Below are 16547 nucleotides of genomic sequence, written 5' to 3' on the forward strand. Positions count from 1 at the left end.
ACACAGGCAGGGCAAGCTACAAGCGTGATAATAACGGCAGCCGGGCTACTCCAGAGAAATGAACGCCTGCCTAAGTGCAATTCATTTTCCTCTTAACCAGAGCTTTGTTACAGTGACAACAGTTGTCAGCCAGGGATGACTGGCGTGATAAGGTGGAAAAGCTCGTGCATGTGAAAAATACTTTTTACACAACAACCATTACCGTCATCATTGTCTCACTGATCGTTTCATTGTCGCTTGCCGTCCAGATTGCCACGTCCCGACAGCAGTCAATCCAGCAGATCAATACCAGCGTTGCCAATTTGAGCCATACCCTGAACGTCTACACTGAAGGGATCATCCGCCAAAGTGAAATGTTGATTACCACCGTTTCCGACACAATTGAAATTTATGGCATGACCCCTCAACAGGCGATCAATATTCAGCGAATGATAAGCAATCAGGATAATCTTCTCACTCAGATTAATAATGTAGTTGTCTATGATGCGCATGGGGATATCTTCACCGCGTTGCACAAAAATTTTGCGGGTCCCCGTAAAGGCGCGGACAGGGCATTTTTTGTCTATCACAAGGAAAATAAAAGTCAGCAGATTTATATTGGTGAGCCGGTGATAAGCAGAACCAATGGTAAATGGGTTATTACCCTTAGCCGACGACTTGAAACCCATACCGGTGCGTTTAACGGTGTTGTGGTGGTGACACTGGGTATCGAAAATTTTCTGGCCCTGTATGGACAGATAAATATTGGTCACGCGGGTGTTATCGGTTTAACGACACAAGCAGGCGTTTTACTGATTCGTTATCCTTTTAAAAATAACTATATCGGTACGATTTTTTCTGATTCACCGCTCTTCAGAAAATACCTCAAGGTACAAAATACAGGTATAGCCAGCTCTGTCTCCCGGTTTGATAAAATCGAACGCATTTATGCCTATGAGAAAAACAGACGCTACGGACTGGTTACGACGGTAGCGGTAAGCATCGATGAAGCCCTTTCACCGTGGCGCAAGCAGGCGATTCAGCTTGCCGCACTTATTTTTGTCTTTACCGCGACACTCATCGTGGCGTCCTGTTTCCTCTATTCCGATTTATCCAGAAAAACACGGGATAACAAAGCGCTAAAAATTATTGCCTCGGAGGATGCGCTGACAGGGCTTTATAACAGGCGCATCTTTGATGAAAAAATCCTCTCGGAAATTGCGGCGTGTGCGGTAAAGGACGCGCCAGTTTCGCTGCTCCTTGTGGATGTGGACTACTTCAAAAAGTACAACGATAACTACGGCCATCCGGAAGGAGACAGATGCCTGGCGTTGCTGGGAAACTGCCTCAGGGAAAGTCTCACCCGGGACAACCAGATTGTGGCGCGTTATGGCGGGGAGGAGTTTGCGTTGATTTTGCCTGAAACGGATATTCAGGAGGCGCTCCGCCTTGCGCAGACGATTATTCGCAATGTTTTCTCTCAGCAAATTGAACACGCGTTTAGCCCCTTCGGGCGGGTCACGGTAAGCGTAGGGATCTCCAGTGCGCGTGCTGTCAACATCGCGGATAGCCAGCAGAATATTATTAATGCTGCCGACCAGGCGCTCTATCAGGCAAAACGCGGGGGACGCAACCGGCACGCTTTTGTTGGGGCATGATCAAAAAAAAGCCCACTCATGAGTGGGCAAGAAATACTGGAAGCAATGTGAGCAATGTCGTACTGAATACCTGAGTGTTTTTCTCAACTATTCAGTGTTGAGAAAGATAATCTTTCTCAACAAAAGATGCAACCCCACATTTCTTGTGGAAGGGCATATTGATGAAGAAATGTTCACATGCTCTCTGTGAGGCTTATCACAAATTTCCTTTCTCAGATCCTGTGCTATCCTTTTTGTGTCGTTGATTTAATGACAAAAACCATACAGAGAGGAAAGTTATGGGAATTTTATCCTGGATTATCTTTGGGCTTATTGCGGGTATTCTGGCGAAGTGGATCATGCCGGGCAAAGATGGCGGTGGGTTTATCGTCACCATAATACTGGGTATTGTCGGCGCGGTAGTCGGCGGTTGGATCAGTACGCTGTTCGGTTTTGGTAAAGTCGATGGCTTTAACTTCGGCAGTTTCGCGGTCGCGGTGATCGGCGCGCTGGTTGTGCTGTTTATCTACAGAAAGATCAAAAGCTAATACTGAAGCGTTAAAAAGGCTGCCAGATGGCGGCCTTTTTACGTAGCGGGTTTACCACCAGCCAAACTGTGTGCCGGCAAACGCCACGACGGCAACGAGCAACATAATGAGGGTGGTTTTTCTCATTTATGCCCCCGGAGCTGCGTAACCACCGACAAAAAACCACGCCAGAAAGACTACCGCCGTTATAAAAATAACGACCGGGAAGAGGATCCCTATTCTCATATCATCACCTGTTTCGGTTTCTGTAACGCCGTAGAGTGTACGGGGTTAATCCATAACGAGAAAGCCTGTTTTGCTTTTTCCTTTCTTATCCTGATACATCGCGATATCTGCGGCACGTAACGCACTGTCCGGATCGGTTACCCCGGGATCCACTTCGATAACGCCGAGGCTGGCGCCCGGATAAATGATGCTGATGGTACCCAGCCAGTATTCCCCCGCAATGCGGGCGCTGAGACGCGTTCTGAGAAGGTTAATTTGCTCCTCATTCCCGGCATTGCTCAGGGAGGCCACCAGAAACTCATCGCCGCCCAGCCGACCGATGATATCGTCCTGCTGTTTTTCTGCGGTCAAACGCTTGCCCACTTCAATCAGGAACTGGTCGCCTGCTTCATGCCCGTAGCGATCGTTAATCAGCTTGAAATCATCCAGATCGATAAAGGCAATGATGGCGTTACGTTTCAGATGTCGCGCCAGTGAAAACAGGGTGGTCAGATCCTCAAAAATGGCGCGACGGTTGGGTAACCCTGTGAGGGCATCTGTGTAGGAGTGTGCAATAAGGGCCGCATTGGCTTCACGAAGCTGGGTCACCAGAGACTCTTTCTGGATGGACTGGGCAATCAGCCCGGCGAATAACTTCAGAACCTGTTCACCGCGCTCGCTAAGCGGCTTTCTGGCCGTGCTGGTGGCGCAGAGCGTTCCATAGAGTGAACCATCCGCAAGATGGACAGGAATACTCATGTAGGTCGTAATGCCGAGCGCTTTCGCCGCTTCGCACTCTGGCCAGCGTTCGGGAACGTCGTTGCTGAATACGGTATCACTGTCCAGCGCACGCTTACACAGAGTTTCATCCCACGGGACGCTCAGCCCCTCAGGGATTGTCATCTGCTTGCTGTTGCGGGCATACAGGATATGCTGCAGTCGGGCTTCGATATCGATCTTAGTGAGGTAAGTCGACTCCATATCCGTCACGATCTCCAGCATCTCCAGCAGCTGACGAACGAGACCTTCAAGGGATTGTTCAGTGGCGAGGGTTTCTGAAACACGGGCAAGGATAATATCCGACATGACGTAGAAAGACTCCCAGCAGAAGACGTCTGCATCTGCATGCTATGCTGAATTCGTAGGCTTCCGGCACAGTTAAACATGAATGCAGAAAATTTAATACAGGCTGAAAGAAGGGGGATTAGGCGGGGAAAAAAGCCCCGATGTTGTGAACGGGGCAAAGACATCTTGATTACGGAATGATGTTCTCTGGTCATAGTGAGAACATGCCGGACTATAGCGCTGAAAAGTGCAGTTAGAATGGAGAAATCGTGGAGAATACGGCGACAAGCCGTTACCCTTAGCTAACGATGATGCTAAAAGGATCAATGAGATGAGATTTCTGCTTCTGGCGCTGGCGCTTCCCCTGGTTGCCTGCACCGCAAAAACAACCCCACCCGACGCCCCGAAACCGCCGCACGCCGTAGGCATGGCGAACCCGGCTTCCGTTTACTGCCTTGAAAAGGGCGGGGAACAGGTCCCAATTCAAAGCCCGCAGGGTGTCCGCACCGAGTGCAGGCTGCCTGGCGGCGAAGCGATCGACGAATGGACGCTCTATCGTCGCGATCATCCGCAACCCACCAGGTGACAGACGGATACCGCCTGCGATACACTTCTCTTTAGGATTAATCTTAGCCAGTTTCTGGCATTCGTTTCCGCGAGAGAAGTATGTTTCAGCTAAAACCGGGCAGCATGGCGATGATCATCGGTGCCCGTACGGCGTCTGGACGTCGCAATATTGGTAAATCTGTTGAGCTATTTGGTCTTTGCCAGCCAGGCCTGCGTTTCGTTAACCCGGTCAACGGCGTGATGACGCAGTTGCCCGCAAGCGCGGACCGCGCGCTCTGGCTGGTGACGGGTGATGTTTACGCCTTTGACAATCAGCACGGCTTTGCGTTTGTTCGTGCCGAACACCTGATGCCGCTCACCCCGGACGAAGCTCCACAAATCCAGGATGCGCTGGCGGTCGGCTGATCACAGATGGCGCAGCCAGTCGGCTAAAACCAGAGCGTGATTCTGCTTCGTGTCTTTCGCGCCGTAGAGCAGGGTTACGGTCTGCTTGTTCGCCAGCGCCGCCAGACGCTCTCCTTCGTCCTTATGCTGCGCCAGCTCTTCCTTGTAGGCTTGAGTGAACGCCGCGAAATCAATCGCTTCGCTATGAAAGTCCTTGCGTAACGCACTGGACGGCGTGAGCGTTTTACACCATTCGTCATACGCGAGGTCCGTTTTTTTCACCCCGCGGGGCCAGAGCCTGTCCACCAGAACCCGATAGCCATCGTCCGGGCTTGCCTGCTCATAGACGCGTTTGCATTGGATCATGATTCCACCCTCCCAATTTAAGGTATTGTGATAATTGCAGAAGATCGGTAGTCTGAGGTTCCTTATGTTATCTGATAATACTCTGGCATAAGGAACCTTTCATGGAACACCTCCCGGTTAAAACGACGCTGCGCATTGCGCTGGTTGGCGATTACAATCCTGATGTTATTGCACACAAGGCGATCCCACTGGCCATTGACGACGCCGCCGCGGTCCTTGACCTCACCGCCGATTACGACTGGCTAGCCACCACGGAATTAACCAGTTCTGAGGATCTGGTGGGCTACGATGCCATCTGGCTGGTTCCCGCAAGCCCCTATAAAAACACCGAGGCGGCCTTTATTGCCGCACGCTACGCGCGTGAAAACAGCATTCCGTTCCTGGGCACCTGCGGTGGATTCCAGCATGCGTTGATTGAGTATGCCCGTAACGTGCTGGGCTGGAGCGACGCGGCACATGCTGAGACGGATACCGAAGGCACGATGGTGATAGCGCCGCTGACCTGCTCGCTGGTGGAAAAAACCGATGCCATTGAGCTGCGTAATAATACGCTGATCGCGAAGGCCTACGGAAAGCCGGAAATCGTTGAGGGTTATCACTGTAACTATGGCGTGTCGGCGGCGTTTGCGCAGGAACTGGAGAGCGGTGATATGCGCGTGACGGGCTGGGACGAGCAGGGGGAAATCCGCGCTGCGGAGCTGGTGACCCATCCGTTCTTTGTGATTACCTTATTCCAGCACGAGCGTGCTGCGCTGGAAGGGCGTCCGGTGGTGCTGGTGCAGGCAATGCTGCGCGCGGCGCGCGGGTAATAAAGGCAGACCTTATGGTCTGCCACCGTGTTTAACGAGGCGTGATTTCGCGGTCGCGCCCGGCAAGTACGCCGCAGATGGCCATGACGACAGCGGCCAGCGCGCAGGCGAGAAGCGGGATGCGCCAGTCTCCAGCCGAATCGTGAATTTTACCCATCAGCGGCGGACCGCAGGCGGCGAGCAGATAGCCAATCGACTGCGCCATACCTGACAGCGCCGCGGCCTGGTGCGCGGAGCTGGCGCGCAGCCCGATAAACGTCAGGCCGAGGATCATCGTTGCCCCGGTACCAAAGCCGAACACCAGCGTCCACATCACCGCCATGTCAGGCATAAACCATAGCCCCGCCGCGCTTACCGCGCACAGCAGCGCCACTGCGCCTGCAATGGTTCGCTGATCTTTCAGACGGTGGAGGATCAGCGGCACGGCAAGCCCAGGCACGGCCGTGGCCAGCTGCAACAGCCCGTGCACCGAGCCGGCCTGCGCTTCGCTGTAGCCGTGGCTGAGCAATATCGCCGGCAGCCAGCCGATGATGACGTAGTAAATCAGCGAGTTAATCCCCAGAAAGAGCGTCACCTGCCAGGCGAGGGCCGAGCGCCAGATGGCGCGATTATGCAGCGCGCCGGCGCCTGTTACCGTCGCAATGTGTTTCTGACGCCACTGGGGCAGCCAGAGCAGCAGCGCGACCAGCGGAAACGCCATCAGCATCAGCAGCGCGCCATGCCAGCCCGCGCTACCCTGCGCCAGGGGAACAATCATCGCTGAGCCAAACGCCGCCGAGATGCCCATTGTCAGGGAATAGGCGCCCGTGAGTCGGGCAACCTGGCCCGGGAAATCACGTTTGATTAAGCCGGGCAGCAGCACATTCCCGAGCGCGATCCCGCAGCCAATTACCGCCGTTCCGACGAAAAGCAGGGTGGTGGAAGGCAGGGAGCGAACCGCAATTCCGGCGCAAATCAGCAGCAAGGCGACAAACAGGCTGCGCTCCATGCCGATACGCCGGGCAACGCCTGCTGCGAGCGGCGAGACAAGGGCGAAAGCCAGCAGGGGCAGGGTGGTCAGCAGACCGGTTTGCGCCGTGCTTAAGCCATAATCGAGGCGAATAGTATCGAGCAGCGGGGCTGCTCCGGTAAAGGTGACGCGAAGCGTGGTGGCAATCATCAGGATGCCTGCGATTAACAGCGCGCCGTGTTTTCCTGAGGTGCGAAGAGCAGTAGTCATTGTGTTCTCATACGTTCAAGCGAGCGCACACAATACCGATTTTTTCAGCGGTTGAAATCAGGCTAAAATGACAGTTTATCGCTTATATCGGACAAACTGATGATTGGTCTGGGACTGGACGGCTACGATCCTGATAGCCAGCACGATGCGGCCGTCGCGTTTCGCATCCGCGTGGTGGCGGAGGAACAATATATTCCCCGGCATCAACACCGTAAGGGGCAGCTGATTCTGGCCCTCGGCGGCGCCATTACCTGCGAAGTGGAAAATGCCATGCTGATGGTACCGCCTCAGTATGCCGTCTGGATCCCTGGCCAAATGCCGCACAGCAACAGGGCCACGCCGGGGGCGCAGCTCTGCTTTTTGTTCATTGAGCCAGGTGCCGCCAGCCTGCCCGACCGCTGCTGCACTCTGAAAATTTCCCCCCTCGTGCGGGAGCTGATTTTATCGCTGGCTGAGAAATCACGTGAACAGCTTCAGCTTGCGGCCACATCGCGTCTGGTGGATGTCCTTTTTGACGAGCTGCCGCTCCAGCGGCAGGAGCATCTGCAGCTGCCCGTCTCACCCCATCCTAAAATCCGGCTGATGAGCGAGAAGATGGCGGAAGAGCCCGCCGCCTGGCAGACGCTGGCACAGTGGGCGAGCCACTTTGCGATGAGCGAACGTAATCTGGCGCGGCTGGTGGTGAAAGAGACCGGCTTAAGCTTTCGACGCTGGCGTCACCAGCTGCAGCTGATTTTGGCGTTACAGCATCTGATAAGCGGGAAATCGGTTCAGCAGGCGGCACAGTCGCTGGGCTACGACTCTACCACCGCGTTTATTACCATGTTCAGGAAGGGGCTGGGCCAGACGCCGGCACGTTATATGGCCAGCCTGACTATGACTTCCCGATAAACAGGGAAACCAGCCCTGCCGCAATCAGCGGGCCCACCGGCACGCCGCGAAAGAGCGCCACGCCCAACACGGTACCCACCAGCAGGCCGGCAACCAGTGAAGGCTGGCTGCTCATCAGCGTAACGCCGCGCCCGCCCAGCCACGAGACAAAAATGCCTACCGCGATCGCCACCAGCGATTTCCAGTTCACAAACGAGTGTAGTAACGTCGAGGCGGGAAGCGTTCCGCCGGCAATGGGCGCCATCACCCCGATGGTTAAAATGATGATCCCGATGGTGAGGCCTTGCTTTTCTATCCACGGGAAAAAGGTGTTTAACGGGGTCACGCGCACAATAATCAGCACCAGAATCGAGATGGCGACTGTGGTGTTATGGCTGATAAACCCGAGCGCGGCGAGAGCCAGAAGAATGAGCAGAGTAGGGTCAAACATGGGAAGTCCTTGCCAGAATAGTTACCCTGCTTACTGTACGCGGAAAAGCGGCGGAAGACAGTTTTAAAAAGATTCTCTTGCTGTCATAACCTTGTCATTTACGCGGATTAAAACGAAGGCAGGTATCGCAACGGGGCCGCCATCATGAACGATCACATGTTTGTTGAAGCGCTGATCATCTCCTCATCGTTTTTCGCTATTGCCGCGATTCTCGTCGCCTCCGTCCTGTTTCTGGAACGAAAAGGCTGACAGCGCCGTCACGACGACGCTTTATGGAAGTTAACAAGCTCAGGACGGGCAATGCGCAGGTAATCCTGGGTATCCATAATCACGGATTTCTCCAGTAAGCCGGCGTTAAAGGCGATTTCGTCGAAACGCTCAAACAGCAGCGGGTCTGCAACCAGCGCTAAATCAGGATGGAAGCTAAAGGGCGGGATAGCGCCAAAAACGCAGGCGGTAAGGGTATCAACCTCGGCCGGGCTGGCGAGGGAAGCCTTAAGCCCGCCAAAATGGCTGGCAAGCTGGCTCAGATCGGCCTGCAGGTCTGCGGCCAGAATCGCCAGTACGTGTTTTTTAACGCCGTTGCCCTTCACTTTGCAGACCAGGGCTTTTGCACCCTGGCGCAGATCGGTCCCGCGAATTTCACTCACCGCTTCACATTTCCCGACCGCCTCATGCTCCATGACGCGAAAACGCGCGCCCTGCTCGGTGAGTAAGGTAATCAGCTTCTGGTGGGTTCCTGCCCCAATAGCGTCGTCAGTCATCACAATTTTCCCGGTGATAATCCAGTATGCAGCTTGCTACATTAGCACGGGATGAACGGGGTCGAAAGAAAACAGCCAGCGGATTCGCTGGCTGTGGGGTTATACGTTGCTGGTCGCAGATTGCTTGTGGAAGAGCTCTCTGAATACCGGATAAATATCATCCTGATCGCGGATATGCTGCATTGCAAAGTTATCGAACATGGACTGTAGATGTTCATACTCCCGCCACAGGGTCTGGTGAGCGCGACGGGTGATTTCGATATAGCTGTAGTAACGCACCACCGGCAGAATTTTCTTCGCCAGGATCTCGTGACACAGCGGTGAGTCGTCGGCCCAGTTGTCGCCATCCGACGCCTGCGCGGCATAAATGTTCCACTGCGCCGGGTCATAACGCTCTTTCACCACTTCGTCCATCAGTTTCAACGCACTTGATACGATGGTCCCCCCGGTCTCCTGAGAGTAGAAGAACTCATGTTCATCCACCTCTTTCGCCTGGGTGTGATGGCGGATATAAACCACTTCCACGTTCTTATAGGTTCTGCTCAGGAACAGGTAGAGCAGAATATAAAAACGTTTCGCCATATCCTTGGTGGCCTGGTCCATTGAGCCGGAGACGTCCATCAGACAGAACATGACCGCCTGGCTGGAGGGTTCAGGGCGTTTTTCGTAGTTCTTATAGCGCAGGTCGAAAGTGTCGATAAACGGCACGCGGTCGATCTTTGCTCTTAACTCGGCAATCTCTTTACGCAGGCGCTCCTCTTCCAGCAGCTGCGCCGGCTCCGTGTTTTCCACGACCTTCAGGCTGCTCTCCAGCTCGCGCAGCTCACGACGTTTGCCTGCCGTCATGGCCGTGCGGCGCGCCAGAGAATTCTGCAACGAACGCACAACACTGATATTGGCGGGCACGCCGTTGGCGGTATAGCCCGCGCGATGGGTTTTGTACTCATTAAGCTGACGATGCTGATTTTTTTTCAGGTTCGGCAGCGCAAGGTCCTCGAACAGCAGGTCGAGATATTCATCTTTCGAAATCTGGAAAACGAACTCATCCTGACCTTCACCGTCCTGGCTGGCCTGTCCCTGACCGCTTCCTGAACCACCACCGCCGCCCTGAGGGCGCTCAATTCTGTCGTTCTGAACAAAGTGGTCATTACCTGGGTGTACGCGATGGCGCAGGCCCCCGCGCCCCTGATGAAACATCGGTTCGCTGATGTCATCGGTAGGGATGGAGACAGACTCGCCGCTGTCGACGTCGGTCACCGAGCGTTTGTTGATGGCCTCGGAGATCGACTGTTTAATTTGCGCTTTATAACGGCGCAAGAAGCGCTGGCGGTTCACCGTGCTCTTGTTTTTGCCGTTAAGACGCCGGTCAATAAACCAGGTCATATACCCCCCGTACTGCATTTGCCAACTTGCGTTTTTGTTGGCCCGGCAGGCGCAGGCGCTACCGGGCACTTGTTTTAAGACGATTTACGCACGCGCAGATACCATTCGCAGAGCAGGCGAACCTGCTTGCGGGTGTAGCCTTTTTCCATCATACGGTCGACAAAATCGTCGTGTTTCTTCTGCTCGTCGGTTGAGGTTTTGGTGTTAAACGAGATCACCGGCAGCAGCTCTTCGGTATTGGAGAACATTTTCTTCTCAATGACCGTGCGCAGCTTCTCGTAGCTGGTCCAGTTCGGATTGCGACCGTTGTTATGCGCTCTGGCGCGCAGGACGAAGTTCACAATCTCATTACGGAAGTCTTTCGGGTTGCTGATCCCGGCAGGCTTCTCAATTTTTTCCAGCTCCGCGTTCAGGGATTCACGGTCAAACAGCTGGCCGGTATCCGGGTCGCGGTACTCCTGATCCTGAATCCAGAAGTCAGCGTAGGTGACATAGCGGTCGAAAATGTTCTGCCCGTATTCTGAGTAGGATTCCAGATAGGCCGTCTGGATCTCTTTGCCGATGAACTCAGCGTATTTCGGAATCAGGTAGCCTTTCAGGAACTCAAGGTAGCGTTCAGCCTGCTCCTGCGGGAACTGCTCGCGCTCAATTTGCTGCTCCAGCACGTAGAACAGGTGAACCGGGTTGGCCGCCACTTCCGCATGGTCGAAGTTAAAGACGCGGGAGAGGATCTTAAACGCGAAACGCGTGGACAGACCGTTCATCCCCTCATCGACCCCGGCGTAGTCACGGTATTCCTGATAGGACTTCGCTTTCGGATCGGTATCTTTCAGACTTTCACCGTCATAGACGCGCATTTTCGAATAGATGCTGGAGTTTTCCGGCTCTTTCAGGCGCGACAGGATGGAGAAGCGCGAGAGCGTTTCCAGCGTACCCGGGGCGCATGGCGCGTGTACCAGCTCGCTGTGGTTAAGCAGTTTCTCGTAAATTTTGATCTCTTCGGAGATCCGCAGGCAATAAGGCACCTTGACGATGTAAACGCGGTCAAGGAAGGCCTCATTGTTTTTATTATTACGGAAGGTCACCCATTCTGATTCGTTAGAGTGGGCGAGAATGATGCCGTTAAACGGCAGGGCGGAAATACCTTCCGTCCCGTTGTAGTTCCCTTCCTGGGTCGCTGTCAGCAGAGGATGCAGCACTTTAATCGGTGCTTTAAACATCTCAACGAATTCCATAATCCCCTGGTTGGCGCGGCACAGCGCACCGGAATAGCCATAGGCATCCGGGTCGTTTTGCGCGTAGTTTTCCAGCTTACGGATATCGACTTTGCCCACCAGCGCCGAGATATCCTGGTTGTTCTCATCACCCGGTTCCGTTTTGGCGATAGCGATCTGCTCCAGTATGGATGGCCATACTTTCACCACTCGGAACTTAGTGATATCGCCGCCAAACTCGTGGAGGCGTTTTGCCGCCCACGGCGACATGATGGTACCGAGGTAGCGGCGCGGGATGCCAAACTCTTTATCCAGAATTTGCGCATCTTCCTGCGGATTAAACAGGCACAGCGGATGGTCGTTAACCGGGCTGCGTTCGCCGTTGGCGCTCAGCACATAAATCGGTACGCGCTGCATCAGCGACTTCAGGCGTTCAGCCAGCGAGGATTTACCGCCGCCGACGGGGCCGAGTAAATAGAGGATCTGTTTCTTCTCTTCCAGACCCTGGGCGGCATGCTTCAGATAGGAGACAATCTGTTCAATGGCATCTTCCATACCATAGAACTCTTCGAACGCCGGATATCGGGCGACTACCCGATTCGAAAACAGACGGGAAAGCCGTGGCTCCAGGGCAGTATCAACCATGTTTGGCTCACCGATAGCCATCAATAGCCGTTCTGCCGCATTGGCATAGGCACTGCGATCTTGCCGACAAATGGTAAGAAACTCCTGCAGTGTGAACTCTTCGTCCTTGGCAGCTTCATAGCGCTGGCGATAGTGATCGAATATATTCATGGCATGCCGTCCTTTCGTTTTTTAGCACAGGATAAGAGCCGTTCGTATGAGTAGTGGAGGCTCCCGGAAGAGAATCTCTCGCACCCCACTGCCAGAGCAGCAACCTGTGTGCCAGGTCAGACGCTAAGAACCGCAGGTGTTCAGGAAAACTCTTCTTAAATTTAAGCGTAGATGGCATTTGCCAAACTTGCATGCTGAGAAAAACTAATTTCAATGACATATCAATAACTCATCCAAAAATTTCCACCTGAGTTATAAGGCTTAAGGACGTTTTTCATTCAGCGGTCATATAAATGAAAGCGGGCTGTCATCTGAAAAGTTAAAAATAATGGGTTAATCAGACTGATTAGCAGGCAAAAAATTTTGGGATGTACGGGAATGGCGGTTACACTTCACCCGCTGATTATTTGACTACAGGAAAGAATGGATTGTGACCAAACTCAAACTTCTGGCATTGGGCATCCTTGCCGCGACCGCAGTTAGCACCGCTCAGGCGGAAAGTCAGTGGACGGTGGGCGCGGGCGTTGGCGTCATTAACAGCCCATACAAACAGTATGACCGCGATGTTTATCCTGTTCCCGTTATCACCTATGAAGGCGATAATTTCTGGTTCCGTGGTCTCGGCGGCGGCTACTATCTCTGGAACGATACGGCCGATAAGCTATCTATCATGGCCTACTACGATCCAACGCACTTCAAGCCGGGAGACAGCGACAGCCATGCGCTTCGCCAGCTCGACAAGCGCAAAAGCTCTATGATGGCCGGGCTTTCGTACGTGCATAACACCCAGTATGGCTTCCTGCGTACGGCCCTGGCGGGTGATACGCTTGATAACAGCAACGGCTTTATCTGGGATCTGGCCTGGCTGTACCGCTATACCAACGGTGGGCTCACCCTGACGCCGGGTATCGGGGTGCAGTACAACAGTGAAAACTACAACGACTACTACTACGGCGTCTCTAAAAACGAGTCCCGCCGCAGTGGGCTGAAAAGCTACAGCGCTGATGACGGCTGGGATCCTTACCTGGAGCTGACCGCGAGCTATAACTTCCTTGGCGACTGGAACGTCTACGGTACCGGTCGTTACGAGCGTCTGAGCGACGAAGTGAAGGATAGCCCGATGGTCGATAAGTCCTGGGCTGGCATCTTCTCTGTGGGTGTGACCTACAAGTTCTGATTGTGCATTATTTTAGTGCAATCTTTGCATCAAAACGGGGCGCTTGCGCCCCGTTTGCTTTTGCGTGGTGCGGCGGCATTATCGCTTAACGATGCGGATCGTCTGTCCTAAACGAGACGGCTTTTCTTCACTCGCTTTCTGCGGGGTGGTCACGCAGGCCGTTTCCACGCAGACGAACGTTTTATAACCGTCGTCAGGCACGTCGGCCATGCTTACAGACAGAGCAGGACCCGGGTTCCAGCCCACCACGTTGCTGTGATGGTGATGGACCACCTCAATGCTGCGGTTCAGGGCACCGTCGTGGATCACGCTGCATGCTTCCGGATGCAGATAGACGCGGTCGGTACGGTCAGGGAACGCCTGAACGCCGTCGCTCAGTTTGCCTTCTTTGGCGTTATCCACTTTATCGATAAAGGTATCGCCAAGGCCGCTCACTTTCACTGCGCTGATATCACCCACGTTGAAGTAGGTATGCAGGGCCGAGGTGGTGTCGAACTCGCCGTGGGCTTCCAGCTCAATTTCGCAGGTTTTACCCAGCTTGAAGCGGGCATACAGGGTGAACTCGTGCGGCCACAGGGCGCGGGTCTCGTCATTTGCCTGCAGCTCAAAGGTCAGCACGGCGCCGTTATCGTCTTCGTTATGCGCTTTCAGCGTCCACTGCTGGTTGCGGGCAAAACCGTGAGAAGGCAAACCCGGCTGTGCAGACGGGCCAAACCACGGCCAGCAGATCGGTACGCCACCGCGAATAGCCGCCCCTTTTTTGAAGGAGGTCGCATCGCTCAGCCACAAACCTTCGGCTTCGCCTTCCGGTTTCCAGGAGAGCAGGTGAGCGCCGTTCAGCGCCACGGACGCTTTAACGCGGGGATGGTCAACGACGATAACGTCGGCACCGTCAATCTGACGGCGGGAGAGCACAGGGGTAAGTTGTTCGACTACCGGAAGTGCAAAAATTTTATTAATCATTAAGCAATCCTCTGTCTAAAAAACAATAAAAAAGGCGACCGAAGTCGCCTTTTTGGATCAAGCACTCATCTCAACTTATTTGGAGATGTGAGCGATCAGGTCCAGTACTTTGTTAGAGTAACCAGTTTCGTTGTCGTACCAGGAAACCAGTTTCACGAAGTTGTCGTTCAGTGCGATACCTGCTTTAGCATCGAACACGGAAGTGCACACTTCGCCGTTGAAATCGGTAGATACAACGTCGTCTTCGGTGTAACCCAGAACGCCTTTCATTGCGCCTTCGGAAGCAGCTTTGATTGCTTTCTTAATTTCTTCATAAGAAGCAGCTTTTTCCAGACGAACAGTCAGGTCAACAACGGATACGTTAGGAGTTGGAACGCGGAACGCCATACCAGTCAGTTTGCCATTCAGTTCTGGCAGTACTTTACCTACAGCTTTAGCAGCACCGGTAGAGGATGGGATGATGTTCTGAGCCGCGCCACGGCCGCCGCGCCAGTCTTTGTGAGACGGGCCATCAACGGTTTTCTGAGTAGCGGTGGTAGCGTGAACGGTAGTCATCAGACCTTCGATGATGCCGAAGTTGTCGTTGATAACTTTAGCCAGCGGTGCCAGGCAGTTGGTGGTGCAGGATGCGTTAGAAACGATGTCCTGGCCAGCGTAAGTTTCGAAGTTTGCACCACGAACGAACATTGGGGTGTTGTCTTTGGAAGGACCGGTCAGAACAACTTTCTTCGCACCCGCAGTGATGTGTTTACGTGCAGTTTCGTCGGTCAGGAAGATACCGGTTGCTTCAGCAACAACGTCAACACCGATTTCGTTCCATTTCAGGTTAGCTGGGTCTTTCTCAGCAGTAACGCGGATGGTTTTACCGTTAACAACCAGGTGGCCGTCTTTCACTTCAACGGTGCCGTCGAAACGACCGTGAGTTGAGTCGTACTTCAGCATGTACGCCATGTATTCAGCGTCCAGGAGATCGTTGATACCAACGATTTCGATGTCAGAACGTTTCTGAGCAGCACGGAAAACAATACGGCCGATACGGCCAAAACCGTTGATACCTACTTTGATAGTCATATATTCCACCAGCTATTTGTTAGTGAATAAAAGGTTGCCTGTAAAATTACAAAAACCTTACGCAGCGTCAAGCGGAATCGTGTCAATCATTGCGACAAATCAATCCTGTGACTAACGTTTGTGCGACTGACTCGCCTCACTTTCCCTTTGAGCTTGCAACCACATGGGGGCTGCGCCCGGAATTTTAAAGGCCTCGCAGGATAAAAATGTGAACATGATCACAATTGCCTGACCGCCTTTTCGCGACACATAAGTTTAGAACAAAAGTGCACGCAAGGGTGTTAATGTTTTGTTAGAATCGGGGTTAAAAGATGTCTGTTTCTACAGCGAGATGTAAGCATATGTCGAACCAACGTAACCCTGACGATTTGAAAAAAAACCTCACAGAAATGCAGTTTTACGTGACGCAGAATCACGGAACGGAGCCGCCATTTACCGGGCGTTTGCTGCATAACAAGCGAGACGGCGTCTACCACTGTCTGGTCTGCGATGCCCCGCTGTTCAATTCACAAACGAAATACGACTCCGGCTGCGGCTGGCCGAGCTTTTACGAGCCGGTGAGCGATGACGCAATCCGCTATCTGACCGACTCGTCGCACGGTATGGTGCGCACGGAAATTCGCTGCGGCAACTGCGACGCGCACCTGGGGCATGTTTTCCCGGATGGCCCTCAGCCAACGGGCGAGCGTTTCTGCGTAAACTCAGCTTCTCTGAGCTTCAGCGACGATGAAAACGGCGACCAGATTAAGGGTTGAAAAAACGATTCAGCAAATTATTCCTTTGAAAGGGAGAGATCGTGAATATTGAGGACATGATTAACGGGATGACCCCGGAAGTTTATCAGCGTCTGGTGACCGCCGTTGAGCTGGGTAAATGGCCCGACGGAGTGGCCCTGACGCCTGAGCAAAAAGAGAACAGTTTGCAGTTGGTGATGCTGTGGCAGGCGCGCAACAACACCGATGCACAGCACATGACTATCGATACCAACGGTCAGATGGTGATGAAGAGCAAGCGCGAGCTTAAGGAAGATTTTGGCATCACGCCGAAGCCGATTGCGACCTTCAAATAACGCTCTCCGTGT

At 53.6% G+C, this 16547-nt stretch carries 20 protein-coding genes; 10 read left to right on the plus strand and 10 right to left on the minus strand.

Features of this window, described 5'->3' with window-relative positions; genetic code table 11:
- Positions 1-152 precede the first annotated feature (152 nt).
- Both AC4ICF_RS09350 and AC4ICF_RS09355 read left to right on the plus strand, forming a co-directional pair.
- Positions 153-1637 (plus strand): sensor domain-containing diguanylate cyclase, encoded by a 1485-nt coding sequence (locus AC4ICF_RS09350; RefSeq protein ID WP_316378927.1) that lies wholly within the window; start codon positions 153-155, stop codon positions 1635-1637.
- A 278-nt stretch (positions 1638-1915) separates the two neighbouring features.
- A complete protein-coding gene (locus AC4ICF_RS09355; RefSeq protein WP_028012758.1) occupies positions 1916-2164 on the plus strand; it encodes a GlsB/YeaQ/YmgE family stress response membrane protein in 249 nt (82 codons plus the stop codon).
- 126 nt (positions 2165-2290) lie between these two features.
- On the opposite strand, the gene AC4ICF_RS09360 is transcribed toward AC4ICF_RS09355, so the two are convergent.
- Positions 2291-2389, minus strand: a complete 99-nt coding sequence (locus tag AC4ICF_RS09360) for a YoaK family small membrane protein (RefSeq protein WP_014883431.1) — start codon at positions 2387-2389, stop codon at positions 2291-2293.
- Between the two features lie 45 nt (positions 2390-2434).
- Complete coding sequence (locus AC4ICF_RS09365; RefSeq protein ID WP_233002374.1) at positions 2435-3454, minus strand: sensor domain-containing diguanylate cyclase; 1020 nt, start codon at positions 3452-3454, stop codon at positions 2435-2437.
- Between the two features lie 310 nt (positions 3455-3764).
- On the opposite strand from AC4ICF_RS09365, the gene AC4ICF_RS09370 reads away from it, so the two are divergent.
- Both AC4ICF_RS09370 and AC4ICF_RS09375 read left to right on the plus strand, forming a co-directional pair.
- A complete protein-coding gene (locus AC4ICF_RS09370) occupies positions 3765-4019 on the plus strand; it encodes a putative hemolysin (protein ID WP_166710789.1) in 255 nt (84 codons plus the stop codon).
- Positions 4020-4099: 80 nt separating this feature from the next.
- The gene (locus AC4ICF_RS09375) at positions 4100-4405 is read left to right on the plus strand and encodes a nuclear transport factor 2 family protein (protein WP_163328879.1); all 306 of its coding nucleotides are present in this window, start codon (positions 4100-4102) and stop codon (positions 4403-4405) included.
- Here AC4ICF_RS09375 and AC4ICF_RS09380 read toward each other — a convergent pair whose 3' ends face one another.
- Positions 4406-4750 carry a DUF488 domain-containing protein gene (locus AC4ICF_RS09380; protein ID WP_316378928.1) on the minus strand — a complete coding sequence of 115 codons (345 nt, stop codon included), beginning with the start codon at positions 4748-4750 and terminating at the stop codon, positions 4406-4408. It lies immediately after the preceding gene.
- A gap of 101 nt (positions 4751-4851) precedes the next feature.
- Here AC4ICF_RS09380 and AC4ICF_RS09385 point away from each other — a divergent pair, with 101 nt between their 5' ends.
- On the plus strand, positions 4852-5559 hold the full coding sequence (locus tag AC4ICF_RS09385; protein ID WP_028012763.1) for a CTP synthase C-terminal region-related (seleno)protein: 708 nt from the start codon (positions 4852-4854) through the stop codon (positions 5557-5559).
- Between the two features lie 31 nt (positions 5560-5590).
- Here the strand turns inward: AC4ICF_RS09385 and AC4ICF_RS09390 are convergent, their stop codons facing one another.
- A complete protein-coding gene (locus AC4ICF_RS09390) occupies positions 5591-6778 on the minus strand; it encodes a CynX/NimT family MFS transporter (RefSeq protein WP_316378929.1) in 1188 nt (395 codons plus the stop codon).
- A 99-nt stretch (positions 6779-6877) separates the two neighbouring features.
- Between AC4ICF_RS09390 and AC4ICF_RS09395 the strand changes: the two genes are divergently transcribed.
- Positions 6878-7669, plus strand: a complete 792-nt coding sequence (locus tag AC4ICF_RS09395) for an AraC family transcriptional regulator (protein ID WP_316378930.1) — start codon at positions 6878-6880, stop codon at positions 7667-7669.
- Here AC4ICF_RS09395 and AC4ICF_RS09400 read toward each other — a convergent pair.
- A complete protein-coding gene (locus AC4ICF_RS09400) occupies positions 7653-8099 on the minus strand; it encodes a DUF441 domain-containing protein (protein WP_316378932.1) in 447 nt (148 codons plus the stop codon). The two genes, AC4ICF_RS09395 and AC4ICF_RS09400, sit on opposite strands and share 17 nt — an antisense overlap.
- Before the next feature lie 144 nt (positions 8100-8243).
- On the opposite strand from AC4ICF_RS09400, the gene yoaI reads away from it, so the two are divergent.
- The gene (yoaI, locus tag AC4ICF_RS09405) at positions 8244-8348 is read left to right on the plus strand and encodes a small membrane protein YoaI (RefSeq protein WP_226857506.1); all 105 of its coding nucleotides are present in this window, start codon (positions 8244-8246) and stop codon (positions 8346-8348) included.
- Between the two features lie 8 nt (positions 8349-8356).
- Here yoaI and AC4ICF_RS09410 read toward each other — a convergent pair whose 3' ends face one another.
- From AC4ICF_RS09410 to yeaG, 3 genes are all read right to left on the minus strand, one after another.
- The gene (locus AC4ICF_RS09410) at positions 8357-8863 is read right to left on the minus strand and encodes a YbaK/prolyl-tRNA synthetase associated domain-containing protein (RefSeq protein ID WP_116340583.1); all 507 of its coding nucleotides are present in this window, start codon (positions 8861-8863) and stop codon (positions 8357-8359) included.
- A 99-nt stretch (positions 8864-8962) separates the two neighbouring features.
- Positions 8963-10246: a YeaH/YhbH family protein gene (locus AC4ICF_RS09415; RefSeq protein WP_116340581.1), complete on the minus strand. Its 1284-nt coding sequence runs from the start codon at positions 10244-10246 to the stop codon at positions 8963-8965.
- A 74-nt stretch (positions 10247-10320) separates the two neighbouring features.
- Positions 10321-12255, minus strand: a complete 1935-nt coding sequence (yeaG, locus tag AC4ICF_RS09420; protein WP_116340579.1) for a protein kinase YeaG — start codon at positions 12253-12255, stop codon at positions 10321-10323.
- A gap of 430 nt (positions 12256-12685) precedes the next feature.
- Here yeaG and AC4ICF_RS09425 point away from each other — a divergent pair, with 430 nt between their 5' ends.
- The gene (locus tag AC4ICF_RS09425; RefSeq protein WP_041910477.1) at positions 12686-13432 is read left to right on the plus strand and encodes a MipA/OmpV family protein; all 747 of its coding nucleotides are present in this window, start codon (positions 12686-12688) and stop codon (positions 13430-13432) included.
- Between the two features lie 78 nt (positions 13433-13510).
- On the opposite strand, the gene AC4ICF_RS09430 is transcribed toward AC4ICF_RS09425, so the two are convergent.
- Together AC4ICF_RS09430 and gapA are read right to left on the minus strand one after the other, a co-directional pair.
- Positions 13511-14395 carry a D-hexose-6-phosphate mutarotase gene (locus AC4ICF_RS09430; protein ID WP_166710801.1) on the minus strand — a complete coding sequence of 295 codons (885 nt, stop codon included), beginning with the start codon at positions 14393-14395 and terminating at the stop codon, positions 13511-13513.
- Positions 14396-14470: 75 nt separating this feature from the next.
- Positions 14471-15466, minus strand: a complete 996-nt coding sequence (gene gapA, locus AC4ICF_RS09435; protein ID WP_014831506.1) for a glyceraldehyde-3-phosphate dehydrogenase — start codon at positions 15464-15466, stop codon at positions 14471-14473.
- A 341-nt stretch (positions 15467-15807) separates the two neighbouring features.
- Between gapA and msrB the strand changes: the two genes are divergently transcribed.
- On the plus strand, positions 15808-16221 hold the full coding sequence (gene msrB, locus AC4ICF_RS09440) for a peptide-methionine (R)-S-oxide reductase MsrB (RefSeq protein WP_013097052.1): 414 nt from the start codon (positions 15808-15810) through the stop codon (positions 16219-16221).
- Between the two features lie 41 nt (positions 16222-16262).
- Complete coding sequence (locus AC4ICF_RS09445; RefSeq protein WP_045261608.1) at positions 16263-16535, plus strand: YeaC family protein; 273 nt, start codon at positions 16263-16265, stop codon at positions 16533-16535.
- The last annotated feature ends 12 nt before the right edge of the window (positions 16536-16547 follow it).

The sequence above is a fragment of the Enterobacter sp. ECC_219_Taxon_10 genome (assembly GCF_058354905.1).